The organism is Micromonospora sp. NPDC048871, from assembly GCF_043198155.1.
GTDB lineage: Bacteria > Actinomycetota > Actinomycetes > Mycobacteriales > Micromonosporaceae > Micromonospora.
In genome coordinates this window covers 118802-144783 of the sequence record NZ_JBICUM010000008.1, presented here as the reverse complement: position 1 = coordinate 144783, position 25982 = coordinate 118802, and the positions used below count along the sequence as shown (strand labels likewise).

Here is a 25982-nt window from a genome sequence, read left to right as displayed (position 1 = left end):
GGAGGCCCCCCATGTCCGTGATCATCATCGACAACCTGGTAAAGACCTTCGGCAGGGTACGCGCGCTCGACGGGCTGGACCTGCGGGTGGAACCGGGGGAGGTGCACGGCTTCCTCGGCCCCAACGGTTCCGGCAAGTCCACCACCATCCGGATCCTGCTCGGCCTGCTGCGCCGCGACTCCGGGCAGGTACGGATCCTCGGCGGTGACCCCTGGCGCGACGCGGTGGCCCTGCACCGGCGGCTGGCGTACGTGCCCGGGGACGTCAACCTCTGGCCCAACCTCTCCGGCGGAGAGGCCATCGACCTGTTCGGCGCCCTGCGCGGTGGACTCGACGAGCGTCGCCGCGACGACCTGCTGCGCCGCTTCGAACTGGATCCCACGAAGAGGTGCCGCACCTACTCCAAGGGCAACCGGCAGAAGGTGGCCATCGTCGCCGCCTTCGCCTCCGACGTGGAGCTGTACATCCTGGACGAGCCCACCTCCGGGCTGGACCCCTTGATGGAGGCGGTGTTCCAGGAGGAGGTCCGGCAACTGACCCGGGCAGGGGCCAGCGTCCTGCTCTCCAGTCACGTACTGGCCGAGGTCGAGGCCCTCTGCGACCGGGTCAGCATCATCCGGGAGGGGCGGATCGTGGAGTCCGGCACCCTGACCGAGCTGCGCCACCTGGCCCGCACCACGGTCACCGTCGAGACCGTACGCCCGCTGACCGGGGTGGCGGAGCTGCCCGGGGTGCACGAGGTCCGCACGGTCGACGGCAAGGTCCGGCTGGAGGTCGAACCCGCCCACCTCGACACCCTGCTGGCTCACCTGGTCCGCTTCCAGGTCCGGGCCCTGACCAGCGCCCCGCCCACCCTGGAGGAGCTTTTCCTGCGGCACTACGGCGACACCCTCACCGACGGGGGTGACCGATGAGCACCCTGACCGGCATCGGTCGGCTGGCCCGGCTGGCCCTCCGCCGCGACCGGGTCCGCCTGGGCATCTGGGTGCTCGGCACCCCCCTGATCGGGTACGCCCTGGCCGAGAGCGTCGCCGGGCTCTACCCCGACCAGCAGACCCGCCTCGGTTACGCCGAGACCGCGATCACCAGCGTGGTCGCCCGCGCCTTCAACGGACCGATCGCCGGCACCGACCTGGGCGCCGTGGTGGTCACCGAGTCGTACCTGACCCTGGCCCTGCTGGCTGCCCTGCTCAGCACCTTCGCCGTCATCCGGCACACCCGACAGAACGAGGAGACCGGGCGGGCGGAGCTGCTGGGCGCCGCCCCGGTCGGCCGGTACGCCCTGCTCACCGCCGCCCTGGTCGTGGTGGTCGGGGCCAATGTGCTGGCCGCCGGGCTGCTGGCCCTGGCACTGGCGGCCACCGGGCTGCCGGTCGCCGGAGCGGTGGCCGCCGCCGCCTCGGTCGGCGGGGTGGGGGTCGCCTTCACCGCGGTGGCCGCCGTAACCGCCCAGCTCACGGTCACCTCCCGGGGCGCGAACGCCCTCGCCGCCGCCACGGTCGGTGTCGCCTTCCTGCTGCGCGCCGCCGGTGACGTGCTCGGTGAGCGGGCCGCCGGGGTCCCCCGCCTGGACAGCGCCTGGCCGGTCTGGCTGTCGCCGCTGGGCTGGGGCACCCAGATCCGGGCCTTCGGGGCGGAACGCTGGTGGGTCCTGGCCCTACCCGCAGCGCTGCTCCTGGCCGGGACCGCCCTGGCCTACCTGCTGGCCGAGCGCCGGGACCTCGGCGCCGGTCTGGTGGCCGCGCGGCGGGGACCCGCCCGAGCCGCCGCCGGGCTGCTCAGTCCGGCCGGGTTGACCTGGCGGCTGCACCGCGCAGGACTGGTCGGCTGGGCGGTCGCGGTGGGAGTGCTGGGGCTGTCCCTGGGGGTGGCCGGACACGAGGTCGACGCCATGATCGCGGAGAACCCGCAGGCGGCCGAGGTGATCGCCCAACTCGGCGGCGGTGCCGAACTGGTCGACGCCTTTCTGGCCGCGATGCTGGGACTGTTCGCGTTGACCATCGGGGCGTACGTGGTGCAGGCCCTGCTGCGGACCCGTACCGACGAGGCCGACGGCATCCTGGAGGCCCTGCTGGCCACGGCGGTCAGCCGTACCCGGTGGCTCGGCACCCAGGTCCTCGGCGCGGTCCTCGGGGCGGCGGTGCTGATGCTGCTGGCCGGGCTCACCACCGGCCTGGGGTACGGGGTGGCCGCCGGGGACCCGGTCGGCTGGGCGGTCGAGCTGGCCGGGGCGGCGCTGCTGCGGCTACCGGCCCTGCTGGTGGTCGCCGGGGTGGTGACAGCCCTGTTCGGTGCGCTGCCCCGCCTGTCGGTCGCGCTGAGCTGGACGGCGCTGATCGCCTTCCTGCTGCTCGGCCAGCTCGGCTCGGTGCTCGACCTGCCGCAGGCCGCCCTCAACCTGTCCCCGTACACGCATGTGCCCTCCGTGCCCGCCGTCGACCCGACAGCACCGCCCCTGCTCATCCTCACCGCCGTGGCGGTCGTGCTGCTGGCCGTCGGACTGGCTGCCTTCCGCCACCGGGACACCCCGCGCTGAACGGTTTCACTCGATCCGGTCGCCGACCGCGCGTCGGCAAGCCCGTGCGGTGAAGCTCATTAGACTCGGACAGGTGGGACGAGGACGCTCAGACCACGACCGTGAACGTGCCGATCGGCCAGCAGGGGGTAGCCGTCTGCGCCCGATGTGCTCGGCCGTCTCACGTCCTGCCCACCGGCATGGGTGGTGTGGACATGCGTGACCTGCTCACCCCGATCGAGACGGCCCTCCACCAGGGACACCAGGACGAGGCCCTGCGCCGGTTGGCAGCCGTCCCGGCGGACCTGCCGCTACCGGCAGGGCTGGCCTGGCGGCTCGGTGTGCTGCTGCACCAGCATGGTCGGTTCGACGCGGCCGACGCCTGCTATCGCCGCGTCGACCTCGCCCTCGACCTCGCCGACGAGCGCCCGTCGGCGCTGGCCGACCACGCCCAGGTCCTCGCCGGCTGGGCCGCGACCCGCTGGGCCCAGGGCGACCAGGCGCGTACCCGGCAGTTGGCGACGGATGCGATCCGGGTCGCCGAACGCAGCGGCGACGACGCGGCGGTGGCGGCGGCCTATCTGGCGCAGGCGTTGGCCGCGTTCGGCGACGGCGACCGCGCGGGAAACGAACACGCGTACGCCCAGGCCCTGGCGGCGGCCGAACGCGCCGGTGACTTCGGGCAGCAACTGCGGATCCGGTGCAATGTCGGGTCGCGGCTCATCGAGGAGGGTCACTACCGGCCGGCCATCGAGGAACTCGACGAGGCGGTCCGGCTCGGCGAGCTGCTCGGGCAGCAGATGCTGCTCGCGTTGGCGCTGCACAACCGGGCGGAGGCGTGGCTGGGCCTGGGTGACCTGCATCGTGCCCGCAGCGACGCGGACAAGGCGCTGGCCCGGTGGCAGCGGGCCGGTTCGCCGTTGGCCGCCTTCGGGTTGACGTTGGCCGCCCGGGTGCACCGGGTGCGGGGGGCGACCCACCAGGCGGTGGCCGCTTATCGGGCCGCGCTGGCCATGGGGGAGCCGGACGGCAACGCGCAGGTGCTGGTGGAGGCGTGCGCGGGACTGGCCCGGCTCAGCTACGCCGACGACCCGCAGACGGCGGCCCGCCACGCCGAGCGGGCCCTGTCGCTGCCCAGTTCCGCGGGCCCCACCGTCGCCGAGTTGGCCGCAGGCTGGGTCGCCCTCTGCTGCGGAGACCCGCAAACCGCCCTGCGATACGGCGAACAGGTCCGCGCCGAGGCCGGTCGCCGCCGGGACACGGCTGGCCTGGCCGAGGCCATGGAACTCGTCACCCTCGCCGTCCACCGCGCCAACCCCGAGGCGACCTCGCCCCGGACCGTACGCCGGCTGCTCGCCGACCTGGTCGAGGCGGCGGCGATCTGGGCCGAACTCGGCAACGAGTTCGCGCTCGCCACCAACGCCCTGCTCCAGGCCCGGCTCACCGGTGACCTGGTCGCGGAGCAGATCGCGTACGAGCGGCTGCGCCGCATCGGCGTACAGGAAGGTGGCTGGCATGTCGCCGGGCCGTTGGCGGCGATCGGGCCGGCACCGGTTCCCGAGGTGGAGGTGCAGATCCTGGGCCAGTTCGCGGTGCGGCTGGCCGGCGCGGCGGTGCCGGTCGGCAGCTGGCAGTCCCGCAAGGCGCGTGATCTGCTCCACCTGGTGGCCGCGCAACTCGGCAGACCGGCGGCCCGCGACGCCCTGGCCGCCGCGCTGTGGCCGCAGGCCCGCGCCGAGGTGGCGCTGCGCCGCCTGTCGGTGCTGATCTCGACCGTGCGGGGTGTGCTCGACCCGGGTCGGCGACATCCGGCGGACCGTTACCTGATCACCGATTCGGCGACGGTGCAGCTCAGTACGGCACATGTGGTGGTGGACGCGTTGCGCTTCCACGACGCGGCCCGAGCGGCCGTCGTGGCCGACACCGCGAGCCCGCCGCCGTCCGGCACCGCCGCCGACGACCGGTTGCTGAGCCAACTGGAGACGGTGGTGGCCATGTACGCCGGCGATCTCTGTGCCGACGACGAGGTCGTCGGCGCGACGCTCCAGCGGCCCCGGGCGCTGCTGTCCGCGCTGCACCGCGAGGTGACCCACCGGCTGGCGAGACGGCATCTGCACCTGGACCGGGCCGACGCGGCGATCGGTTGGTACCTGCGGCTGGTCGGCGAGGACGGTTACGACGAGCCGGCCCACCTCGGGCTGATCGGCGCGTTGTCGGCCGCCGGGCGGCACGGTGAGGCCAACCGGCGCTATCAGGAGTACGTCGCGCGGATGGCCGAGATCGGTGTCCAACCTGCCGCGTCCGCGCTGCCGGATCGGGCCCGCCTGAACAATTCCTGAACCGCCCCCGAAGACTGTCCATCAGACTGCTCACTGTCCGGAGAGGTCGCTGTGGACGCCGAGGTGGCGTGTGCCGTGACCGCGATGGCGCCGGCGGCAGACGGGGGCGGTCAGCGTGCTCAGGTCGAGGGAGAAGACGATGCTACGGATTCGAGGGCTGCTTGTCGTGCTCGCGGCCGGGCTTGTGCTGACCGGCTGTGGTGGCGGGCCGGACGATGCCGCCTCGGGTGGGGCCGACACGTCGGGCGCGACGACTCGGGTCGACGGTGGGGAGGCACCCGACCAGGGCAGCGGCGGTGAGAAGGCCGGGCCGGGTGACGGTGACCGCTGGTGCGAGGCGGTGCAGGCGTTCACCGTCGCGATGGACCCGCTGTTCACCGAGAGCGCGGGCAAGGCCGAGGTGGCGCAGGCCCGTACCCAGCTGAAGGAGCTGAAGGCGGCAGCGCCGGCCGAGATCAAGTCCGACGTGACGACGTTGAGCGAGTTCTACGCCGCCGCCATCGAGGCCTCGGGCAAGAGCATGCCTCAGGATCCCGCGGCGTACGCCCGCCTCGGCCAGACCATGGAGGGGCTCAAGACGGCGATGCCGCCGGTGTCGGACTACACCATGAAGCGTTGCCCTGAGTTCGACGGGCAACTGCCGACCGGACAGTGACGACAGTCCCGGGTCTGCTCAGAGCACCTGGGAGAGGAAGCGGCGCAGGCGGGGATGCTGCGCCGCTTCGAAGATCGCGGTCGGTTCACCGGCCTCCAGCACCACCCCGGCGTCCATGAAGGCGACCGTGTCGGCGACCTCCCGGGCGAAACCCATCTCGTGGGTCACCACGACCATGGTCATGCCCTGCGCCGACAGGTCCGCCATCAACGCCAGAACACCCTTGACCAGCTCCGGGTCCAGTGCCGAGGTGGCCTCGTCGAAGAGCATCACCTGCGGCTGCATGGCCAGGGCCCGGGCGATGGCGACCCGCTGCTGCTGCCCACCGGACAGGTGCGCCGGACGGGCGTCGGCCTTGGCGGCCAGCCCCACCCGGTCCAGGTGTTCGCGAGCCACCGCCGCCGCCTCGTCCTCGCCGAGCTTGCGGATCCGGCGCAGCGCCAGGGTGATGTTGCGCAGCACGCTCATGTGCGGGAACAGGTTGAACTGTTGGAAGACCATGCCCACCCGCTGCCGCAGCAGGTCCGGGTCGTCGCGCAGCACGCTGCGCCCGTCCAGCAGCACATCGCCGCGATCCGGCTCCAACAACCGGTTGACCGTACGCAGCAGGGTCGACTTGCCCGACCCGGAGGGGCCGATCACGCAGGCCGTCGCGCCCCGGGCCACGTTCAGGTCCACCCCGCGCAGCACCTGGTGCCGCCCGAAGGCCAGGTGCACGTCGCGCAGGCTCAGGCTGACCGAGTCGCTCATCGTTGGTTTCCTCCCGCCGCGCCGGGCAGCGCCAGGTCGAGGTCGTCGGGGTCCTCGTCGGCCGGGCCGGTGGCCGGCCTACCGTGCCGCAGCCGCCGGTCGATCCAGTTGACGAAGTGGGTCAACGGCACCGTCAGCACCAGGTAGAAGAGCCCGGCCAGCAGCAGCGCCGACTGGTTGCCGGTGTTGGCGGCGTAGTCCTGCCCGATCCGGAACAGTTCCCGCTGGCTGGCCAGCAGCCCCAGGAAGTAGACCAGGCTGGAGTCCTTGATCAGGGAGATCAGCTGGTTCACCCAGGCCGGCAGGACCCGCCGGATGCCCTGCGGAATGATCACCCTGCGCATCGCCTCCCCCCAGGAGAAGCCCAGCGCGCGGGCCGCCTCCAGTTGGGTGGCCTCCACCGACTGGATGCCGGAGCGGAAGATCTCCCCGATGTACGCCGAGGCGATCAACGACAGCGCCAGGATGCCCAGCGGGTACGGGTTGGGTCCCCACACCTGCATACCCAGCGGGGCCAGCCCGACCCCGATCAGCAGGATGGTCGCCGCCGCCGGCAGGCCCCGGAACACGTCCGTGTAGACCCGGGCCGGCCACCGCAGCCAGCGGGTCCGCGAGATGCCCGCGACGGCCAGCCCGATGCCCAGCGCCGAGCCGAGCAGGGCGGCGGTGACCGCCAGGATCAGCGTGTTCGGCAACCCGACAGTGATCATCTCGGGTAGCGCCTCGCGCATCGACTCCCAGTCGAAGAACGTCTCCCACAGGGTGCGCAACGGATCCACGGGTCAACCTCCGCCCTGCTCGTTCCTACTCGCCGTCAGGAAGCCGACGGGACGGCCACGTTGCCGCTGCCCGGGGTGAAGTCGGCCGGGATGGCCCGACCCGGGTAGTACTGGTCGCTGAGCCGGGTCCAGGTGCCGTCGGCGATGACCTCGTCGAGGGCCTTGTTCAGCGCCTCGCGCAGCGCGTCGTTGCCCTTGGCGAAGGCGTACGCCGTCGGGGCCGGGCTGAGTTCCTTCGCCGCCACCGTGATCTTGCCGCCGCTGTCCGCGGCGGTCTTCTCACCGATCTCGGCCGGGGAGATCCAGGCGTCCGCGGTGCCCGCCTTGAGCTGGTTGAGGGCGCCGTTGTAGTCGGGCACCCGCACCGGGTCCAGTCCCTTGGTGGTGGCGTAGTCGTCCTGGACGGTGCCCTGCACGACCACCACCCGCTTGCCGGGCAGCTCGGCGAAGCTGCTCAGGGTCGAACCGGCCGGCACGTTGAGGCCGAGGTAACCGAAGTCGTAGCCGTTGCCGAAGTCGACCGTCTTCTTCCGCGCCTCGGTGATGGTGATCGAGGAACTGCCGATGTCGAACTTGCGGTTGTTGACCTGGGCGAGCAAACCGGAGAAGTCGGTGCCGACGAACTCGACCTTCAGTCCGAGCTTGTCGGCGGCGGCGACCAGCAGGTCGTTGTCGAACCCGGTGAACTTGCCGTCCTTGAGGTACACGTTCGGCGGCGCGTCGGTGAGCGTGCCGGCCCGCAGCACCCCCGGCTGGAGCAGGTTGTACGGGTTGTCGGCCTCGCCGGCCGAGTCCGAGCCGCAGGCGGTGAGGGTGACGGCGGCGAGGACTGCGGCGGCGCCGACGGCGGCGGCCCGGGTCAGGGCAGGAAGGATTCGCACAGGTGTCTCCTGGATGAACGACGGCGGGCACGGACGTGCCGCACCGACGGTCCGCCGTACGACGGACCGTGGGGATGAACCGATGACAAGAGGGGAGAGGGCTGGTCACCGTACGCCCGAAGGCGCGGTGACCGGCGGCGACGCGGTCAGCTACACGCGGCGCTACAGACCCGCATCATGTCGACGTGCCGACGCTGGGTCAGGTCCAGGCAGGTCGCCACGGGAGCGGATCGACTGCGGTACGACATGGGTCTCCCTCGAGGTCGTGATGACCTGGAAACCAGGCCACGCTTGCACCGGAGCCACTCCGATGCCTGGTCCTCACCCGGGGCACCCCTGCGCGGACGAGGGTTGCCGGCCAGCAAGCCGGGGCTTCACGCTGGCACTCATGACCTGCGGCAGAGGCTAGCAGCAGGTGACCGGTCGGCGTCCACCCGATATGACGGCCCTCACGCCCAGGTCATCCCGGTGGTGCGGCAGGTAGGCGCACGGTTACCCGGAGCCCGCCGGCGGGGCGGGGGGCGAGGGTGAGGGCACCGTCGTGTGCCTGGACGATGCTCGTGACAATGGCCAGGCCGAGGCCGACACCGGCGTGCTCCGCACGGACCCGTTCGGTGCCGCGCTGGAACGGCTCCACCAGCGTGGAAACCAGGTGTGGGGGGAGTCGTTCGCCGGTGTTCTCGACGGTGAGCAGCACAGCCTCGGGCGCGACACTGGTCGTGATCCACACGGTGCCCTGATCGGCGGTGTTGTGGATGATCGCGTTGTGCAGGAGATTCGTCGTCATCTGCAACAGGAGCGGGTGCGAGCCCAGGACCGGGGTGGCATCGGCCCGCAGCGCAATGGTGAGGCCGCGTTTCTCGGCAAGCGGCAGGAGCGTTTCGGCAGCCTCCTCCGCGAGCAGGGAGAGATCGAGGCGCTCGTGGGTGAATGACTTTTCGTTGACGCGGCTGAACAGGAGCAGCGCTTCGGTGAGTTTGATCGCCCGGGTGTTGACGGCGTGCAGACGATCGATGATCTCGCCGAGGTCGCGGTGCGGATCGGCGCGGGCCACCTCGAGAAGCGTCTGCGTGATCGACAGTGGGGTGCGTAGTTCGTGTGAGGCATTGGCGGCGAATGTGCGCTGCTGCGCGACGTGTGCTTCAAGGCGAGCGAGCATGGTGTCGAATGTGTCGGCGAGTTCGCGGAACTCGTCCCGGCGGCCCGGCAACCGGATCCGGTGGGAGAGCGATCCGTCGGCGGCTCTGCGGGTGGCATCGGTGAGGCGAGTCAGCGGGGCGAGCATCCGGCCGGCCAGGATCCATCCTGCCACGAGGCCGAACAGAAGTAGCAGCGCCCACAGTGCCGCGGCCTTCGGCGCGAAGGCGCGCAGCAGGTCGGACCGATTGGGAATGAAGAGGCGGGGGTGCGACCCCGGCGGTCCCGTGACCAGCACACCGTCGGGCACATACCGGAGCAGGAACAGCCACACGACCGCGAACAGCAGGGCGACGGCGAGCAGGAGAAACCCGGCGTAGCTGAGGGTGAGTTTGAGGCGGACGCTCAAACCGGGTGGCCGGGCTACGGTCGTGCCCTGTCGATGCGGTAGCCGACGCCGGGCACTGTGGAGATGATCCAGGGCTCGCCGAGCCGTTTGCGCAGTGCCGAGATGGTGATCCGCACGGCGTTGGTGAACGGGTCCGCGTTCTCGTCCCACGCCTGTCGCAGCAGTTCCTCGGCGCTCACCACACCGCCTTCGGCGGCGACGAGGACTTCGAGGACGGCGAACTGTTTGCGGGTCAGCGCGACGTAGCGGCCGTCGCGGTAGACCTCGCGGCGGAACGGATCCAGCCGCAGGCCGGCGATCTCCCGCACGGGTGGCCTGCGGTGGGTGCGCCGACGATCGAGTGCTCTGAGCCTGAGCACGAGTTCCCGGAGTTCGAAGGGCTTGGTGAGGTAATCGTCGGCACCGAGTGCGAATCCGGATGCCTTGTCGTCGAGTCGGCTGGCAGCGGTGAGCATGAGGATCGGCGTACCGCTGCCCGAGGCGACGATTCTTTCGGCGATCTCGTCGCCGGACGGGCCGGGAATGTCGCGGTCGAGGACGGCGACACTGTAGGCGTTGCCGTCCAGCAACTCCAGGGCGGTGTCGCCGTCAGCGGCGATGTCGGCGGCGATCGCCGCCAGGCGTAGACCATCGCGAATGGCATCGGCCAGATAGGGCTCGTCCTCGACGATCAACACCCGCACGCCGTCGATGCTACGGGGTGCGACATATCGTCGGCGTATCCAGAAACGCGTACGCCGTCGCAACAGCCGTTCCTGTTCGGTAGAGCGCAGACCCCCGTGATCGGACGACACGGGGCAGCTCGACCAACAGGAAAGGACCGTGATCATGGATTTGGAATCGGCATCCGGTATCGACCGGAGGCGACTGCTCGGGTGGGGCGGGTTGGTGGCGGCCGGCGCTCCACTGGTGGGTGCCGACTTCGCCGATGCGGCCCCGCCGACCGCCGACCGCCGCGTCACCGCCGGGCCTCCCGGGCCGGGTCGGATCCCGCCGGCGACCCGGCCCGGCGGAGCGTACGACCGGTTCGTGGCGCACCTGGCAGCCCAGGACCGGTTCTCCGGGGTGGTGCTGCTGTCGTACCGGGGTCGGACGGTGTTGTCCCGCAGCTACGGCATGGCCGACAAGGAGCGGAGGATCCGCAACCACGAGAATGTCGCGTTCCACCTCTCCTCGGCGAGCCAACCGTTCCTGTCGGTGGCGATCCTGCAACTCGTGCAGCAGGGGAAGGTGTCGCTGTCGGACCCGGTGGGCAGGCACCTGGAAGGGGTGGCGACGGAGATCGCCGAGCAGGTGACCATCCACCATCTGCTCACCAGCACCTCCGGCATCGACGCCCCGATGCCGGACTGGCTACGGGTCTATCACAGTCGCCAGGAGGTGCACGAGGCCGGCGAGCAGTGGGTCCGGCAGGCGCGGTTGGTGGGGGTCCCCGGCTCGGGAGCCAACGGTCATCTCCCCGGTGGCGGTGTGGGTCTGGCCATGGCGGCGCAGATCGTCGAGGCCGTGTCCGGCATGACGTTCTGGGACTACACCCACGAGCACATCTTCGAACGCGCCGGCATGACCGGCTCGGGGTTCTTCACCCGGCAGCAGTGGCTCACCGACCCGCGCATCGCGCACCCGTACATGCGCCAGGCCGACGGCAGCCGGGTGGACGCCGTACGCCACCTGGACACCGGCAGCATCAGCCCGCCGATCCGGGGCAGGAATCCGGGGCGCAGTTTCATCGGGTACGCCTCCGCCGACGGCTTCGCCACCGCACCGGACCTGGCCCGGTTCGCGTCCGCGCTGTACGACGGCACGTTGCTGGAGCGGCCGTACGCCGACCTGTTCGCCGGGGCCAAGCTTCCCGGTCCCGGTCCCGCCGGGTTCGAGGCGTACACGATGCCTGTCTCGATCATCGGCGGCCAGTGGGTGATCGGGCGCGGCGGCGGTGCGGGCGGGGTCGGTGCGAACTGGACCGTCTACCCGGACACCGGTTGGGTCGGTGTGGTGCTGAGCAACTACGACGACATGCCGTTGCTGGAGATCTGTGCCCGGGAGGTCGAGGCCGTCACCGGTGTGCGGCTCGACCTGCCCGGTGGCGGCTGAACCCGCACACGACTTTCGACACGAGCGAGGCGACCATCGATCGCCCATTGCCACGGCCCGCGTGATCCCTTACGGTCTGGTCAGCGGTGGGCGGTGCGGTCCGCATCCGATAAGCCACCGCCGGTGCCTCGCCAGGTGGGCCGGGAGGGTGGAACTCCCGACGCCCGCACACGTGGCGGGACCCGGCGGGCGAGCCCCGAACCCTGGGACGGCGCGTCGAGGCGTCGGTGCCGGCGGTCGGCGGGGCGCGGACACCCACCGGGAGCCACCCTTGTATCTCACTCCCCATGAGCAGGATCGTCTGCTCGTGCATGTGGCGGCCGATGTCGCCCGGCGTCGCCGCGAACGCGGCCTGCGCCTGAACTATCCCGAAGCCGTCGCGGTGATCACCGCCTTCCTGCTCGAAGGCGCCCGCGACGGGCGTTCCGTGGTCGACCTGATGTCCGCCGGCCGTACCGTGCTGACCCGCGAGGACGTGCAGGACGGCATCCCCGAGTTGCTGGGGGAGGTGCAGGTGGAGGCGACGTTCCCGGACGGCACCAAGTTGGTGACGGTGCACCACCCGATCCCGTGATCCCGGGGGAGATCCTGCCGGCCGCCGACCCGGTGGAGATCAACGCCGGGCGGCCGGTGACCACCCTGCTGGTGGTCAACACCGGCGACCGGCCGGTGCAGGTCGGCTCGCACTACCACTTCGCCGAGGCCAACCCCGCGCTGGACTTCGACCGGGACATCGCCTGGGGGCAGCGGCTGGCCGTACCGGCGGGCACCTCGGTGCGTTTCGAACCGGGGGTCAGTCGCAGTGTCGACCTGGTGCCGTTGGCCGGTGCCCGGATCGTGCCCGGCCTGCGGGGCGAGTGCGGCGGGGCACTGGACGCCGGTCCGGAGGTGCCGGCATGAGCACCGTCGAGCGGAACCGCTACGCCGCGCTGTACGGGCCGACCACGGGTGACCGGATCCGGTTGGCCGACACGAACCTGCTCATCGAGGTCGAGCACGACCACTGTGTCGGCGGCGACGAGGCGGTCTTCGGCGGCGGCAAGGTGATCCGGGAGTCGATGGGCCAGTCCCGGGCCACCCGGGCCGAGGGCGCCCTGGACACCGTCATCACCGGGGCGGTGGTGCTCGACCACTGGGGGGTGGTCAAGGCCGACGTGGGGCTGCGCGACGGGCGGATCGTGGCCCTGGGCCGGGCCGGCAACCCGGACACCATGGACGGGGTGCACCCCGACCTGGTGATCGGCCCGGCCACCGAGGTGATCGCCGGCAACGGCCGCATCCTGACCGCCGGGGCGGTGGACACCCATGTGCACTTCATCTGCCCGCAGATCGTCACCGAGGCTTTGGCCGGTGGGGTGACCACCCTGGTCGGCGGCGGCACCGGACCGGCCGAGGGCACCCGGGCCACCACGGTCACCCCGAACGCCTGGCACCTGGCCCGGATGCACGAGGCACTCGACGCCTTCCCGGTCAACGTGCTGCTGCTCGGCAAGGGCAACACGGTCTCCACCGAGGCGCTGTGGGAGCAGCTGCGGGCCGGGGCCGGTGGGTTCAAGTTGCACGAGGACTGGGGCACCACCCCGGCGGCGATCGACGCCTGCCTGCGGGTCGCGGACGCCTCCGGGGTGCAGGTCTCCATCCACACCGACACCCTCAACGAGGCCGGATTCGTCGCGGACACCCTGCGGGCGATCGGCGGCCGGGCCATCCACTCGTACCACACCGAGGGGGCCGGGGGAGGACACGCGCCGGACATCATCACGGTCGCCGGGGAACCCAACGTGCTGCCCTCCTCGACCAACCCGACCCGCCCCTACACCCGCAACACCCTCGCCGAACACCTGGACATGCTGATGGTCTGCCACCATCTGAACCCGGCCGTGCCGGAGGACCTGGCCTTCGCCGAGAGCCGGATCCGGCCGTCCACCATGGCCGCCGAGGACCTGCTGCACGACCTCGGGGCGATCTCCATCATCGGCTCGGACTCCCAGGCCATGGGCCGGGTCGGGGAGGTCGTGCTGCGCACCTGGCAGAGCGCACATGTGATGAAGGCCCGGGTGGGGGCCCTGCCGGGTGACGGCGCCGCCGACAACCACCGGGCCCGGCGGTACGTGGCGAAGTACACCATCTGCGCGGCCATGGCCAACGGCCTCGACCACGAGATCGGGTCGGTCGAGCCCGGCAAGCTCGCCGACCTGGTGCTCTGGGAGCCGGCGTTCTTCGGCGTACGACCACACCTGGTCATCAAGGGCGGCATGATCGCGTACGCCCAGCTGGGGGATGCGAACGCCTCGATCCCCACCCCCCAGCCGATGCTGCCCCGGCCGATGTTCGGCGCCTACGGCGGTGCGGCGGCCGCCACCAGTCTGGCGTTCGTGGCCCCGGTGGCCCTGGAGGCCGGGTTACGTCTCGATGTGCGCCGCCGGGTGGTGCCGGTGGCCGATGTGCGTTCGCGCGGCAAGGCTGACCTGCCGCAGAACAACGCCCTGCCGTGCATCGAGGTCGACCCGGACACCTTCACCGTCCGCATCGACGGGGAGGTGGTCGAACCCGACCCGGTCACCGAACTGCCCATGGCCCAGCGGTACTTCCTGTTCTGATGGCCGTACCGACGATCCTGCTGCTGGTGGCCGACGGACGGTTCCCGGCCGGTGCGCACGCCCACTCCTGCGGCCTGGAGGCGGCCGTGGCGGCCGGACGGGTGACCGACCTGGCGACCCTGGGGGAGTACCTGCGCGGTCGGCTGGCCACCGTCGGGCTGGTCGCGGGGGCCTTCGCAGCGGCGGCCTGCCGGCCGGCCGGTCCGCTGGGGGCGGACGGGGTCCACGATCGACGGCCGGCGCTCGCCCGGCTCGACGCTGAACTGGACGCCCGTACCGCCTCGCCCGCCCAGCGGGCGGTGTCCCGGCGGCAGGGCCGGGCCCTGCTGCGGGCCGGTCGGGAGATCTGGCCGGCCGCCGGCTTCGACGACCTGCCCGCGACCCCGGGCGGCCCGCACCAACCGCTCGTGCTCGGGCTGGTCGGGGCCGCCGCCGGGCTGGACCCGGGGCAGATCGCCACGGTAGCCGTGCACGCCACAGTGACCGGGGCGGCCAGTGCCGCCGTACGCCTGCTGGGTCTCGACCCGTACCAGGTGCAGGCCCTGCTGGTGCGACTGGCCGACGCCTGCGACACCACCGCTGCCCGTGCGGCGCTGGCCGCCACTCAACCACCGTGGCGGCTGCCCGCCGCGGCGGCCCCACTTGCCGACATTCACGCCGAAGCTCATGCCACCTGGGAGGTGCGTCTCTTTGCGTCCTGACCTTGCCCACGACGAGTCCGTTCCCCACACCCACCCCGAACCGGGGGTGGATCCGCACGCCCCGCTGCCCACGGAAGTACGGGCGTTGCGGGTCGGCATCGGCGGCCCGGTCGGCTCCGGCAAGACCGCTCTGGTCGCCGCGCTGTGCCGGGCCTTCGCCGAGGAACTGCGGCTGGCCGTGGTGACCAACGACATCTACACCACCGAGGACGCCGACTTCCTCAAGCGGGCCGGGGTGCTCGACCCGGCCCGGATCCGGGCGGTGGAGACCGGCTGCTGCCCGCACACCGCCATCCGCGACGACATCGGCGCGAACCTCGACGCGATCGACGAACTGGCCGAGGCGCTGGGCCCGCTGGACCTGGTGCTCGTCGAGAGCGGCGGGGACAACCTGACCGCCACCTTCAGCCGGGGCCTGGTCGACCGGCAGATCTTCGTGGTCGACGTGGCCGGCGGGGACAAGGTGCCGCGCAAGGGCGGGCCGGGGGTCACCGCCGCCGACCTCCTGGTGATCAACAAAACCGATCTGGCGCCGATGGTCGGCGCGGACCTGTCCGTGATGGACCGCGACGCCCGGGCCCGGCGCGGCACCCTGCCCACGGTGTTCCAGTCCATCACCGAGGACCCCCTAGCCACCCAGGTCGCCGAGTGGATCCGGCACGAACTGGCCCACCACCGCGCCGGTACCCGGGCGGCGGTTCCCGCCGGGCAGGCCTGATGCGGGCCACCGCCCGGCTGGTGGCCCGTGCCGACCGGCACGGCCGCACCACCCTGGCCGAGCTACGCGGCGAGAGCCCCCTGCTGCTGCGCCAGGTCCCCGGACCGGGCGGTGGCGTCACGGTGTACGTCGTCGGCGGGGCGGCCGGTCCGCTCGCCGGCGACGACCTGCGGCTGGAGGTCGAGGTCGGCCCGGGTGCGGCGGTACGGGTGCAGACGGTCGCCGCCTCCATCGCGCTGCCGGGCCGCCCCGGGGCGGTCTCCCGGATGCTGGTGCGGGCCACCGTCGCGGCGGAGGCCGTCCTGCACTGGCTGCCGGAGCAACTGGTCGCCGCGGCCGGCTGCGCGCACATAGCCGACGCCCAGGTGGAGGTCGCCGAAGGCGGCACCCTGCACTGGCGGGACGAGTTGATCTGTGGCCGGCACCGCGAACAACCCGGGCACGCCGAGATCAACACCTGGGTGGACCTGGCCGGTAGGCCGCTGTTGCGTCAGTCGTTGACGGTCGGACCCCAGGCACCCGGCTGGGCCGGCCCGGCGGTGCTCGACGGCGCACCGGCCACCGGTTCGCTGCTGGTTCTCGACCCCACCCGAGCACCCGAACCACCGGCGGTACGGGACACCCTGGCCCGGCTGCCGCTGGCCGGTGGACCGGCGACCCTGTGGACCGCCACGGCTCCGGACGCTCACACCCTGCGGTCGTACCTCGATCTTCCGGATAGCATCGCTGCCTCGACCGGGAGAGAGGATCACGAGGTTGTCCGAACTGGGTGAGGTCGTCGCCGAGCGGCGCATCGCGGTCATCGACCCGGATGGTGCCACCTCCGAGCTGGTAGTCCGCCTCGGAAAGCCGCATCCGGATCCGTCGTCGCGCAACGGCGACTGGGGCTGCCCATTCCAGGTCGAGGGACTGAACGAGAACTCGGTGCAGACCGCGTACGGGGTGGACTCCCTCCAAGCGCTGCTGCTGGCCGCGTACCGGGTCCGGCTGCTGCTGGCCGAACACGCCGAGCAGACCTCCGCCCGGCTGGACTGGCTGGGACAGCCGGACTTCGGCCTGCGTGTCGACCCGGGTCTGACCGTGCCACCCGCCGGCCTCGGGTGACCGGCCGGTCCCTGGTAATCCGGTTGGCCCCGGTGGCGCGGGTGGTTAGCGTGCCGGTGCATGGACCTGCCGCGACAATTCGTCATCCGCGAGGGTGGCCTGCGCATCCTCAACCCCTTCGACGCGGAGAAGCTGGCCACCCTGGGGCGGGCGCTGAAACTCGCCCCGGGCACCACCATCCTCGACCTGTGCAGCGGCAAAGGTGAGCTGCTCTGCACCTGGGCCCGCGACCACGGGGGGATCGGCACCGGCGTGGACATCAGCACCGCCTTCACCGCCGCAGCCCGGCAGCGAGCCGTCGAACTGGGGGTGGCGGAACAGGTCAGCTTCCTGCATGGGGACGCCGCCTCGTACGACTGCGAGGAACCGGTCGACGTGGCGGCCTGTGTCGGGGCCACCTGGATCGGCGACGGTGTTCCCGGCACCCTGGAGATCCTGGCCCGAGGCCTGCGTCCGGGCGGCATGGCCCTGATCGGTGAGCCGTACTGGCGCATCGAGCCACCCGACCAGGCGACCGTCGAGGGCTGCGACACCACCCACCGGGACGACTTCCACGACCTGCCCGGCCTGGTCGGTCTCTTCGGTGACCAGGGCTGGGACCTGGTCGAGATGGTGCTGGCCGACCAGGACAGCTGGGACCGCTACGCGGCGGCACACTGGCTCAACCTGCGCCGCTGGCTGGACGACAACCCGGACGATCCGCTGGCCCCCGAGCTACGTCAGGAGCTGACCGAGGACCCCCTGCGCCACGTGCGCTACCGCCGCGACCACCTGGGGTGGGGAGTCTTCGTCCTGATCCGCCGCTGACCGGGACTCCGCTGGATCAGGTGGTATGGCACCGTGTGTCCGGTGCCGGCACCCGCCGGCCGAACCGCTGGGCGAAGGAGTGGCGAATGGCTGAGCAGATGAGTCGTCGGGCCGTCATCGGAGCCGGGGTGGCGACGGCGGCGCTGGTCGCGACGCCAGGCAGAGCCGTGGCGGCACCGGGCCCCGTCGCGGGTCCGTCGATCGGCACCTTACCGGCGCCGGAGGTGATCCGGCGTGCGTACCGGAAGCAGAAGGCGCTGGCGGGGGGTTCGTGGCACACGCATGTCGCGATGGTCGGTGCCGCCGGTGGCCTGAATGTCGTCGTGGACGACGACGCCGACCGGGTGACGCACGGCTACAGCGTGCAGAAGCTCGCCGTCGCGGTGGCCGTCATGGACAAGATCGACCGTGGTGAGCTGGCCCTAGGCCAGCGCCTGGACCTCACCGGAGACATCATCCTCGGCGGCAGCGGGATCTACTTCCTGCACACCGTCTGGGGTGACGAGATCACCGTGGCGAACTTCCTCACCGCGTTGCTGCTCGTCTCGGACAACACCGCGGTACGGATGTGTGGCCGGGTGGTGCCGGCCCTGGAGATCAACGAGATCCTCGCGGCCAAGGGTTTCACCCATACCCGGGTGGAACCGGTGGCCAACCCGAACCGGTTCTTCCTCGGCGTGACCACCCCGCGGGAGACCCACGACCTGCTGTGGCGGCTGGCCAACAAAACCCTGCTGTCGACCCGGTCAAGCGACTTCCTGCTCGGGATCCTGCGCTGGATCAACGGCTACCACGACGGGATTCGCCGTGACATGTCCTCGGCCGAGCGCAGCCGGGTGGCCACCAAGTACGGGGCGGACTACGACTCGCGGGGTGCCGCCCGGCACGAGGTGGGCATCATGTTCGACCCCACCGGTGGACCCACCCTGACCTACGCCTTCTTCGCCGACTCCCTCGGCGACCTGGACAACTACGGCGGCACCCACCCGGCCGTACGCGCCCACGCGGTCCTCGGCCGCACCATGTTCGACGCCGTCTCCCCGATCACCAACCGAACCGCACCCGCCCGCCACCGCGTCCCCCGCTTCCACCCCAACAACGGCGGCTGACCACCCCCTGCGCCCCCGCACCCCGCACCCCTGTGCCCCCGCGCCCCGCCGATCTTGCACTTTTCGTCGCCACATAAGCCGCATAAGCCGTGTATCAGCGACCAAAAGTGCATGATCGCCGGGCCGAGCCGAGCTGGGTCGGGCAGGGGGCTGGGGCGGGTGGGCCTGGGTGGGTCAGGCGGGGGTGGGGTGGGGGTGGGGGGTCAGGCGGGGGTGGGGTGGGGGTGGGGGGTCAGGCGGGTGATCAGGGCGGTCAGGTGGGTGGCGAGGGTGATGTCGTCCACTGTGCTGAGGTCGGCCAGGTCGGCCCGGATCAGGGCGGCGAGGCGTTCGTGCTCGGCGCGGCCACGGGTGGTCAGGTAGGCCCGGATGCGGCGACGGTCGACCGGGTCGACCCGGCGGAAGACCAGGTTGCGGTCGACCAGTTGGTCGACCAGCTTGGTCAGGGTGCCCGGGGGCAGGGAGGCCTCGGCGGCCACCTCACTCATCGGATGGCCCAGCCCGTCGGCGAGCAGACCGAGTACCCGCCACGCCTCGATGGTGAGCCCTTCGTCGGCCAGCAGGGCGCCGACCCGGCGGGAGAGTAGTCGTTCGGCGCGGGTGAGCAGGGGCAGCAGGTCGGCTGCGGAGCCGGGAAACTCTGACATGTCACTCCCGCCTTGCGGTTGCCGGTCATCGTACCGAGACGTCCCGCCCAATGGGGAGAACTGGTCACCGGGATCGGCGGCGGCCACGATGTGTTCATGTCCGGTCCGGCATCGGGGAACGGGAGTCCGTCGGCGACGTCGAGTGTCGCCGCCGGGACCTCCTGGCTCACGGTCGACCGGGGCGTGGTCAGCATCGCCCTGGTGTTTCCGATGCGGGGGCCCGCCGGGATGTTCGGCCCGAGCTGCGAGCTGTGCGCTCAGCTCGCCGTCGAGGAGGTCAACAATCGGGGCGGGGTGCTCGGTCGCCAACTGCGGCTGATCCCGGTCGACGGCGGGGCACCGCCGGCCGAGGTGGCCGCCGAGGTGGAGGCCCTGGTGTCGGTCGGGGCGGTGCAGGGGGTCACCGGTTGGCACATCTCCTCGGTCCGGCAGGCGGTGGCGCCACGGATAGCCCACCGGGTGCCGTACGTCTACACCGCCCTGTACGAGGGCGGTGAGCGTACCGAAGGGGTCTTCCTGACCAGCGAAACCCCGGATGCCCAGCTCCGGCCGGCGATGCGGGCGTTGGCCGACCTGGGGGTGCGACGCTGGTTCGTGGTGGGCAACGACTACGTCTGGCCCCGCCGGACCACGCAGGCCGCCTACCGGTACGCCCGGGGCAGTGGCGGCCGGGTGGTCGGGCACCATTTTCTGCCGCTGGAGACCCACGACTACGCCGAGGTGCTGCGGCGGATCGAGCACAGCGACGCCGACGCGGTGCTGATGCTGCTGGTCGGGGCGGACGCGGTGCGGTTCAACCGGGCCTTCGCCCGCTCCGGACTGGATCAGCGGTGTCTGCGGCTGAGCACCCTGATGGACGAGAACATGCTGCTGGCCAGCGGTGCGGCCAACACCGCGCGGCTGTTCAGCACGGCCGGCTTCTTCGCCGGCCTGGTCACGCCGGAGAACCTGGACTTCCACGGCGCCTTCGCCCGCCGGTTCGGGCTGGAGGCACCCCCGTTGGGCAGCCTAGGTGAGTCCTGTTACGAGGGGGTCATGTTGCTGGCCGCCCTCATCGCCAAGGCCGGCACGTTGGACGTCCGGGCGGTGGAGGCCTCCGCCGAGGTGGTGTCGTACGACGGGCCGCGCGGGGAGTTGCGGCTGCGTCGGCGGCATGTGCGTCAGCGCATCTACCTGGCCGAGGCCGACGGCCTGGATTTCACCGTGGTGGCCGAACTCTGATCCGACCGCAGGGCATCGACCGGAGCGTGATGCGACCGTGCCTTGACAGGTCCGGAGATCGGCCACATAAGATACTTCCTGCGTGAAGTATCCGGCGTGGAACCGGACCTCGCCCACCGTTTGGACGACAGTCGACAATGCACTGTGGCCGACGGTCGAAAAATGCATGCCGGTAGCCCCTGAGCCGATTTCTCGTCGGCGGGTACCGGCATTTTCTGCGTCCGCTGGATCGCCGTTACCTGACAGCGGAAACAGTCTATTGAGGATTGGGAAACATCCGCGCAACGAAACGGATCGAAGCTTTCCCTGCCCGATATCCGAATCGGCGCCCGGTCGGTGTCCACCCACCCGCCGGGCACCGCGATGTTTCACCGGACCGCACCGCAAAACCGCAGCTCGACACCCTCGACCCGGGACCGGCGCTCGTTCCCGGGCAACTGACTCCACGCCTTGAGGTGCGACGCAGGGAGATTTGATGACACTGTTGCGGGGACGACGCATCCTAGCGGGTGCCATGACCCTGGTCGCCGCGGCCACGCTGGCCGCGTGCGGCAGTAAAACCACCGACGAGAAGGTCTCCTCCGGCGTCACCGCCGACACCTCCGGCGACACCGTCAAGGTGGGCCTGCTCAATTCCCTGTCCGGCACGATGGCCATCAGTGAGGTGACCGTCCGGGATTCGATCATGTTGGCGATCGAGGAGATCAACGCCGCCGGTGGGGTGCTCGGTAAGAAGATCCAGCCGGTTGGTGAGGACGGCGCCTCGGACTGGCCGACCTTTGCCGAGAAGGCCGAGAAACTGATCCGCGAAGACCGGGTGGCGGCCGTGTTCGGCTGCTGGACCTCGGCCAGCCGCAAGGCCGTCAAGCCGGTGTTCGAGAAGAACAAGGCGCTGCTGTTCTACCCGGTGCAGTACGAGGGACTGGAGCAGTCGCCGTACATCTTCTACACCGGGGCGACGACCAACCAGCAGATCGTGCCCGGCCTGGAGTACCTCAAGGCGCAGGGCACCAAGTCGATTTACCTGGTCGGCTCGGACTACGTGTTCCCGCGTACCGCAAACAAGATCATCAAGGCGTACGCCGAGGCCAACGGCATGAGCGTGCTGGGGGAGGACTACGCCCCCCTGGGCTCCACCGAGTTCGGCACGATCACCAACAAGGTGAAGTCCTCCGGGGCGGACGCGGTCTTCAACACCCTCAACGGTGACAGCAATGTCGCCTTCTTCAAGGAGTACAAGTCCGCCGGGCTGACCGCGGCCAGCATGCCGGTGGTGTCGGTGTCGATCGCCGAGGAGGAGGTCAAGAGCATCGGCACCCAGTACCTGGAGGGCCAGCTGACCGCCTGGAACTACTACCAGACCACCCCGGGGGCGGCCAACGAGAAGTTCGTCGCCGCGTACAAGGCCAAGTACGGGGCGGACAAGCCGACCAGTGACCCGATGGAGGCCGCCTACGTCTCGGTCTACCTGTGGAAGGCGATGGTAGAGAAGGCCGGCACCTTCGAGGTGGAGCAGGTCCGCAAGGCCTCCGACGGCATCACCTTCGAGGCACCGGAGGGTCTGGTCACCGTGGACGGGGCCACCCAGCACATCGCCAAGACCGCCCGGGTGGGCAAGGTCGGCCCGGACGGCCTGATCACCGAGGTGTGGAACTCCGGCAAGCCGATCACCCCGGACCCGTACCTCAAGAGCTACCCCTGGGCCGGCGGCCTCAGCTGACCGGTCCTGGTCCGGTCGGCCCAGCGCCGACCGGACCAACCCCACCCGGGCCGCGGCAGGCCCGGCCCGGGTGGGCTCCCCTCAGCAGTACGGAGTACCCACCGTGACAGTTCTCATCGGCCAACTCTTCACCGGCGTCAGCATCGGAGCGGTGCTGCTGCTCATCGCCCTCGGCCTGGCCCTCACCTTCGGCCAGATGGGGGTGATCAACATGGCGCACGGCGAGTTCATCATGGCCGGCGCGTACACCACCTATGTCCTGCAACAGGTCATCACGGCGGCCGGCTGGTCCCTGCTGATCGCCCTGCCGGTGGCCTTCGTGGTGGCCGGGGCGATGGGGGTGCTGCTGGAGTACCTGCTGATCCGCCGCCTCTACGCCCGCCCGCTGGACACCCTGCTGGTCACCTGGGGTGTCTCACTGATCCTGCAACAGCTGGCCCGGGACATCTTCGGCAGCCCCAACGTGCAGACCCGCGCCCCGCAACTGCTCACCGGCAACATCGCTCTGCCCGGCGGGATCACGGTGGCCAACAACCGGCTGTTCATCCTGGCCCTGGCCGCCGCCGCGGTGGCCGCCCTGACCGTCGGGCTGCGGGTGACCCCGCTGGGCCGCCGGATCCGGGCCGTGGTGCAGAACCGCGACCTGGCCGCGGTCTCCGGCATCCCCACCGCCCGGGTGGACCGGATGACCTTCTTCATCGGCTCCGGCCTGGCCGGGGTAGCCGGGGTAGCGCTGACCCTGCTGGGCCCGATCGGTCCCACCATGGGCACCAACCTGATCATCGACGCCTTCCTGGTGGTCGTGGTCGGCGGGATCGGTCAGCTCAAGGGCACCGTGATCGTCGCCTTCGCCCTGGGCGTGCTCCAGGCCACCGGCGAGTACCTGACCACCCTCAGTGTCGCCAAGGTGATGGTCTTCATCGCCATCGTCGCCTTCCTCCAGTGGCGGCCCCAGGGCATGTTCACCCTGCGAACCCGGAGCCTGGCATGACCACCGTCGCCCGTGATTCCCGTACCGTCGTCGATTCCACACCGCCACCGGCAAAGCCGGCGGCCGGTCCCTCCCGGCACCGCTTCCGGGCCGCCGCCGGGTTCGCCTTCGGTGCCGCGGTGCTGTTCGCCGTGGCGCCGCTGGTGCTGTCGGACTTCCGGCTCTCCCTGCTGGCCAAGTATCTCTGCGTGGCCATGGTCGCGGTCGGCATCGGCCTGGCCTGGGGGCGTGGCGGAATGCTGGCCCTCGGCCAGGGGGTCTTCTTCGGCCTGGGTGGCTACGCGATGGCCATGCATCTCAAGCTCGCCGACGCGGGACCGGGCAACATGCCCGACTTCATGCTGCTGTACGGGCAACTCGACGAGTTGCCGCTGTGGTGGCGCCCCTTCGCCAGCCCCTGGTTCGCCCTGCCCGCCACGGTGCTGCTGCCGATGGGGGTGGCCTTCGTACTCGGGTCCCTGGTGTTCCGGCGTAGGGTCCGGGGCGCCTACTTCGCCATCCTCAGTCAGGCCCTGGCCGCCGCCATGGTGATCCTGCTGATCGGCCAGCAGGGCACCACCGGCGGCACCAACGGCCTCACCGACATCCAGGGCTTCTTCGGCTACGACCTGGACGACCCGGTCAACCAGCGGATGGTGTACTTCATCATCGCCGGCACCCTGCTGGCGCTGCTGGCCCTGGCCCGGCACCTGATGCAGTGCCGCTACGGCGAACTGCTGGTGGCCGTACGCGACGGCGAGGAACGGGTCCGTTTCCTCGGGTACGACCCGGCAGGAGTGAAGCTCGTCGCGTATGTGGTCGCCGCCGGCATGGCCGGGCTGGCCGGGGCCCTGTTCGTGCCCGCGGTCGGCATCATCTCCCCAGCAATGATCGGGATCGTCCCGTCGATCGAGTTCGTCATCGGGGTGGCCGTCGGTGGGCGGGCCACCCTGCTCGGCCCGGTGCTCGGCGCGGTGGCGGTGGCCTGGGCGCGTACCGCCCTGTCGGAGCGGTTTCCGGGCGGCTGGACGTACCTCCAGGGGTTGCTGTTCGTGGTGGTGGTGGCGTTCCTGCCCGGCGGCCTGGCCTCGCTGATCGGCCTGCTCCGGCGGGACGAGGGCAAGCGGCGGTTCGGCTGGCTGCGCCGGACCCGCTGCCCGGAAGGGCAGGTGTCGTCATGACGGAGCAACTGCACGGGCTCTACGTGCGAGACCTCCGGGTGAGCTTCGACGGCTTCACCGCGGTCGACGGGGTGAGCCTGGAGGTGGCGCCGGGGGACCTCCGGTTCCTGATCGGCCCCAACGGCGCCGGCAAGACCACCCTGGTGGACGCGGTGACCGGGCTGGTCAAGGCCACCGGCTCGGTACGCTTCGGCGAGCGGGAACTGCTCGGCCGCCCGGTGCACCGGATCAGTCGCCTAGGGGTGGGGCGTACCTTCCAGACCTCGACGGTGTTCGAGGAACTGACCGTCCTGCAGAACCTGGACATCGCGGCGGGGGCCCGGCGTGGCTGGGGCACCCTGCTGCGCCGCCGGCACGGCGTCCCCGACGAGGTGGCCGAGGCCCTGGAGGTGATCGGCCTGGCCGGCCTGGCCGATCAGCTCGCCGGCACCCTGGCCCACGGCCAGAAGCAGTGGCTGGAGATCGGCATGCTGCTGGTGCAGGATGCCCGGCTGCTGCTGCTCGACGAGCCGGTGGCCGGGATGAGCCACGAGGAACGCGACGCCACCGGTGAGCTGCTGGAGCAGGTCAGCCGGGATCGGACGGTGGTGGTGATCGAACACGACATGGACTTCCTGCGCCGGTTCGCCCGGACGGTCACCGTGCTGCACGCCGGGCGGGTGCTCAGTGAGGGCACGGTCGCCCAGGTGCAGGCCGACCCCCGGGTGCAGGAGGTCTATCTAGGCCACCCGGTCGAGGGCGGCCCGACCCCTGTGGAGGCATGATGTTCAGTCTGCGTGGGGTGCACGCCGGCTACGGCCGCAGCCGGGTGCTGCACGGCGTCGATGTCAGCGTGCCGGACGACGGGGTGGCCACCGTGCTGGGCCACAACGGTGCCGGCAAGTCCACCCTGCTGCGGGTCGCCGCCGGACTGCTGCGCCCCAGTGCCGGACGGGTCGAGTTCGACGGCGAGGACATCACCCGGCTCGCCCCCCATCAGCGGGTCGCCCGGGGCCTGGCGTACGTGCCGCAGGGCCAGCAGTGTTTCCCCCACCTGACGGCGGCGGAGAACCTGCGCCTGGTCGCCGACGGCCGCCGCGACGGTGCGGCGGCCACCGCCGAGGTGCTGGACCTGTTTCCGGCACTGCAACCGCTGCTACGTCGCCGGGCCGGGCTGCTCTCCGGCGGGCAACGCCAGCAACTGGCCATCGCCCGTGCCTTGATCACCCGCCCCCGGTTGCTGATGCTCGACGAGCCCACCGAGGGCATCCAGCCCTCCGTGGTGGCCGAGATCCAGGACCGGATCGTGGCGTTGATCGCGCAGACCGGCTTCAGTGTGCTGCTGGTCGAGCAGCATCTCGGGTTCGCGCTGAAGGTGGCCGACCGCTACCACGTCCTGGAGTCCGGCCGGGTCACCTCCGCGGGGGAGGGCGGCGGCGAGGCCGAGCACGATGTCCGGGCGGCGCTGGCCGTGTAGAAGGCTGATCGACTCCGTTTCGCCGTAGTGGCGGTGTTCGGCCGGGGCTGTCACCGCCATCGCGTCGAAACGGCGGACATCCACTTCCGCTGTCGACCACTACCGCATAAGGTGACCCGTGGAAGCGCTCCCACGGTCTGTCGGGCAGGGCCGTTGTGTCGACGTTCCTCGTCACCCACCACAGAGGAA

The 25982-nt window shown here is 71.1% G+C and carries 26 protein-coding genes and 1 riboswitch; of the genes, 20 read left to right on the top strand and 6 right to left on the bottom strand.

The annotated features are described in order from the left end of the window. Window positions 1-11: 11 nt before the first annotated feature. From ACGFIK_RS19355 to ACGFIK_RS19340, 4 genes are all read left to right on the top strand, one after another. A complete protein-coding gene (locus tag ACGFIK_RS19355) occupies window positions 12-914 on the top strand; it encodes an ATP-binding cassette domain-containing protein (RefSeq protein ID WP_393340468.1) in 903 nt (300 codons plus the stop codon). Beyond that, window positions 911-2536: an ABC transporter permease gene (locus ACGFIK_RS19350; protein ID WP_393340465.1), complete on the top strand. Its 1626-nt coding sequence runs from the start codon at window positions 911-913 to the stop codon at window positions 2534-2536. The genes ACGFIK_RS19355 and ACGFIK_RS19350 overlap by 4 nt, the downstream gene beginning before the upstream one ends. A gap of 194 nt (window positions 2537-2730) precedes the next feature. Further along, entirely contained in the window at window positions 2731-4854 is a 2124-nt protein-coding gene (locus ACGFIK_RS19345; RefSeq protein ID WP_393340462.1) for a BTAD domain-containing putative transcriptional regulator, read from the top strand. Window positions 4855-4993: 139 nt separating this feature from the next. Next, window positions 4994-5509 (top strand): hypothetical protein, encoded by a 516-nt coding sequence (locus ACGFIK_RS19340; protein WP_393340459.1) that lies wholly within the window; start codon window positions 4994-4996, stop codon window positions 5507-5509. Between the two features lie 18 nt (window positions 5510-5527). On the opposite strand, the gene ACGFIK_RS19335 is transcribed toward ACGFIK_RS19340, so the two are convergent. The 5 genes from ACGFIK_RS19335 to ACGFIK_RS19315 form a co-directional block, all read right to left on the bottom strand. Continuing rightward, a complete protein-coding gene (locus tag ACGFIK_RS19335) occupies window positions 5528-6259 on the bottom strand; it encodes an amino acid ABC transporter ATP-binding protein (protein ID WP_327025594.1) in 732 nt (243 codons plus the stop codon). Next, entirely contained in the window at window positions 6256-7038 is a 783-nt protein-coding gene (locus tag ACGFIK_RS19330; protein ID WP_393340456.1) for an amino acid ABC transporter permease, read from the bottom strand. Before ACGFIK_RS19330 ends, ACGFIK_RS19335 begins: the two co-directional genes overlap by 4 nt. Before the next feature lie 35 nt (window positions 7039-7073). Further along, a complete protein-coding gene (locus ACGFIK_RS19325) occupies window positions 7074-7919 on the bottom strand; it encodes an ABC transporter substrate-binding protein (RefSeq protein WP_393340453.1) in 846 nt (281 codons plus the stop codon). A 282-nt stretch (window positions 7920-8201) separates the two neighbouring features. Continuing rightward, window positions 8202-8313, bottom strand: a riboswitch (SAM riboswitch). Between the two features lie 66 nt (window positions 8314-8379). Then, window positions 8380-9465 carry a HAMP domain-containing sensor histidine kinase gene (locus ACGFIK_RS19320; RefSeq protein WP_327025597.1) on the bottom strand — a complete coding sequence of 362 codons (1086 nt, stop codon included), beginning with the start codon at window positions 9463-9465 and terminating at the stop codon, window positions 8380-8382. Window positions 9466-9479: 14 nt separating this feature from the next. Continuing rightward, on the bottom strand, window positions 9480-10148 hold the full coding sequence (locus ACGFIK_RS19315; RefSeq protein WP_327025598.1) for a response regulator transcription factor: 669 nt from the start codon (window positions 10146-10148) through the stop codon (window positions 9480-9482). A gap of 145 nt (window positions 10149-10293) precedes the next feature. On the opposite strand from ACGFIK_RS19315, the gene ACGFIK_RS19310 reads away from it, so the two are divergent. From ACGFIK_RS19310 to ACGFIK_RS19265, 10 genes are all read left to right on the top strand, one after another. Then, window positions 10294-11559, top strand: a complete 1266-nt coding sequence (locus ACGFIK_RS19310) for a serine hydrolase domain-containing protein (RefSeq protein ID WP_327025599.1) — start codon at window positions 10294-10296, stop codon at window positions 11557-11559. A gap of 271 nt (window positions 11560-11830) precedes the next feature. Continuing rightward, complete coding sequence (locus ACGFIK_RS19305; protein WP_013734263.1) at window positions 11831-12133, top strand: urease subunit gamma; 303 nt, start codon at window positions 11831-11833, stop codon at window positions 12131-12133. Next, window positions 12130-12459, top strand: coding sequence for an urease subunit beta (locus ACGFIK_RS19300; RefSeq protein ID WP_327025600.1), 330 nt, complete (start codon window positions 12130-12132; stop codon window positions 12457-12459). The genes ACGFIK_RS19305 and ACGFIK_RS19300 overlap by 4 nt, the downstream gene beginning before the upstream one ends. After that, on the top strand, window positions 12456-14159 hold the full coding sequence (locus ACGFIK_RS19295; protein WP_327025601.1) for an urease subunit alpha: 1704 nt from the start codon (window positions 12456-12458) through the stop codon (window positions 14157-14159). The genes ACGFIK_RS19300 and ACGFIK_RS19295 overlap by 4 nt, the downstream gene beginning before the upstream one ends. Then, the gene (locus ACGFIK_RS19290; protein ID WP_327025602.1) at window positions 14159-14860 is read left to right on the top strand and encodes an urease accessory UreF family protein; all 702 of its coding nucleotides are present in this window, start codon (window positions 14159-14161) and stop codon (window positions 14858-14860) included. The genes ACGFIK_RS19295 and ACGFIK_RS19290 overlap by 1 nt, the downstream gene beginning before the upstream one ends. After that, entirely contained in the window at window positions 14850-15578 is a 729-nt protein-coding gene (gene ureG / locus ACGFIK_RS19285; protein WP_393340449.1) for an urease accessory protein UreG, read from the top strand. Before ACGFIK_RS19290 ends, ureG begins: the two co-directional genes overlap by 11 nt. After that, on the top strand, window positions 15578-16351 hold the full coding sequence (locus ACGFIK_RS19280; protein WP_327025604.1) for an urease accessory protein UreD: 774 nt from the start codon (window positions 15578-15580) through the stop codon (window positions 16349-16351). The genes ureG and ACGFIK_RS19280 overlap by 1 nt, the downstream gene beginning before the upstream one ends. After that, window positions 16335-16682, top strand: coding sequence for a DUF6968 family protein (locus ACGFIK_RS19275; protein WP_327025605.1), 348 nt, complete (start codon window positions 16335-16337; stop codon window positions 16680-16682). Before ACGFIK_RS19280 ends, ACGFIK_RS19275 begins: the two co-directional genes overlap by 17 nt. A 60-nt stretch (window positions 16683-16742) precedes the next feature. Further along, window positions 16743-17489 (top strand): class I SAM-dependent methyltransferase, encoded by a 747-nt coding sequence (locus tag ACGFIK_RS19270; RefSeq protein ID WP_327025606.1) that lies wholly within the window; start codon window positions 16743-16745, stop codon window positions 17487-17489. Between the two features lie 86 nt (window positions 17490-17575). Beyond that, on the top strand, window positions 17576-18598 hold the full coding sequence (locus ACGFIK_RS19265) for a serine hydrolase (protein ID WP_327025607.1): 1023 nt from the start codon (window positions 17576-17578) through the stop codon (window positions 18596-18598). Between the two features lie 203 nt (window positions 18599-18801). Here ACGFIK_RS19265 and ACGFIK_RS19260 read toward each other — a convergent pair whose 3' ends face one another. Then, the gene (locus tag ACGFIK_RS19260; RefSeq protein WP_327025608.1) at window positions 18802-19245 is read right to left on the bottom strand and encodes a MarR family winged helix-turn-helix transcriptional regulator; all 444 of its coding nucleotides are present in this window, start codon (window positions 19243-19245) and stop codon (window positions 18802-18804) included. Between the two features lie 96 nt (window positions 19246-19341). Between ACGFIK_RS19260 and ACGFIK_RS19255 the strand changes: the two genes are divergently transcribed. From ACGFIK_RS19255 to urtE, 6 genes are all read left to right on the top strand, one after another. Then, window positions 19342-20466, top strand: a complete 1125-nt coding sequence (locus ACGFIK_RS19255; protein WP_327025609.1) for a substrate-binding domain-containing protein — start codon at window positions 19342-19344, stop codon at window positions 20464-20466. A gap of 475 nt (window positions 20467-20941) precedes the next feature. Beyond that, on the top strand, window positions 20942-22186 hold the full coding sequence (gene urtA / locus ACGFIK_RS19250) for an urea ABC transporter substrate-binding protein (RefSeq protein ID WP_327025610.1): 1245 nt from the start codon (window positions 20942-20944) through the stop codon (window positions 22184-22186). Window positions 22187-22289: 103 nt separating this feature from the next. Then, on the top strand, window positions 22290-23177 hold the full coding sequence (gene urtB / locus ACGFIK_RS19245; RefSeq protein WP_327025611.1) for an urea ABC transporter permease subunit UrtB: 888 nt from the start codon (window positions 22290-22292) through the stop codon (window positions 23175-23177). Next, window positions 23174-24337, top strand: coding sequence for an urea ABC transporter permease subunit UrtC (gene urtC, locus ACGFIK_RS19240; protein ID WP_327025612.1), 1164 nt, complete (start codon window positions 23174-23176; stop codon window positions 24335-24337). The genes urtB and urtC overlap by 4 nt, the downstream gene beginning before the upstream one ends. Next, on the top strand, window positions 24334-25101 hold the full coding sequence (gene urtD, locus ACGFIK_RS19235; RefSeq protein WP_327025613.1) for an urea ABC transporter ATP-binding protein UrtD: 768 nt from the start codon (window positions 24334-24336) through the stop codon (window positions 25099-25101). The genes urtC and urtD overlap by 4 nt, the downstream gene beginning before the upstream one ends. Next, on the top strand, window positions 25101-25793 hold the full coding sequence (urtE, locus tag ACGFIK_RS19230; protein WP_327025614.1) for an urea ABC transporter ATP-binding subunit UrtE: 693 nt from the start codon (window positions 25101-25103) through the stop codon (window positions 25791-25793). The genes urtD and urtE overlap by 1 nt, the downstream gene beginning before the upstream one ends. The last annotated feature ends 189 nt before the right edge of the window (window positions 25794-25982 follow it).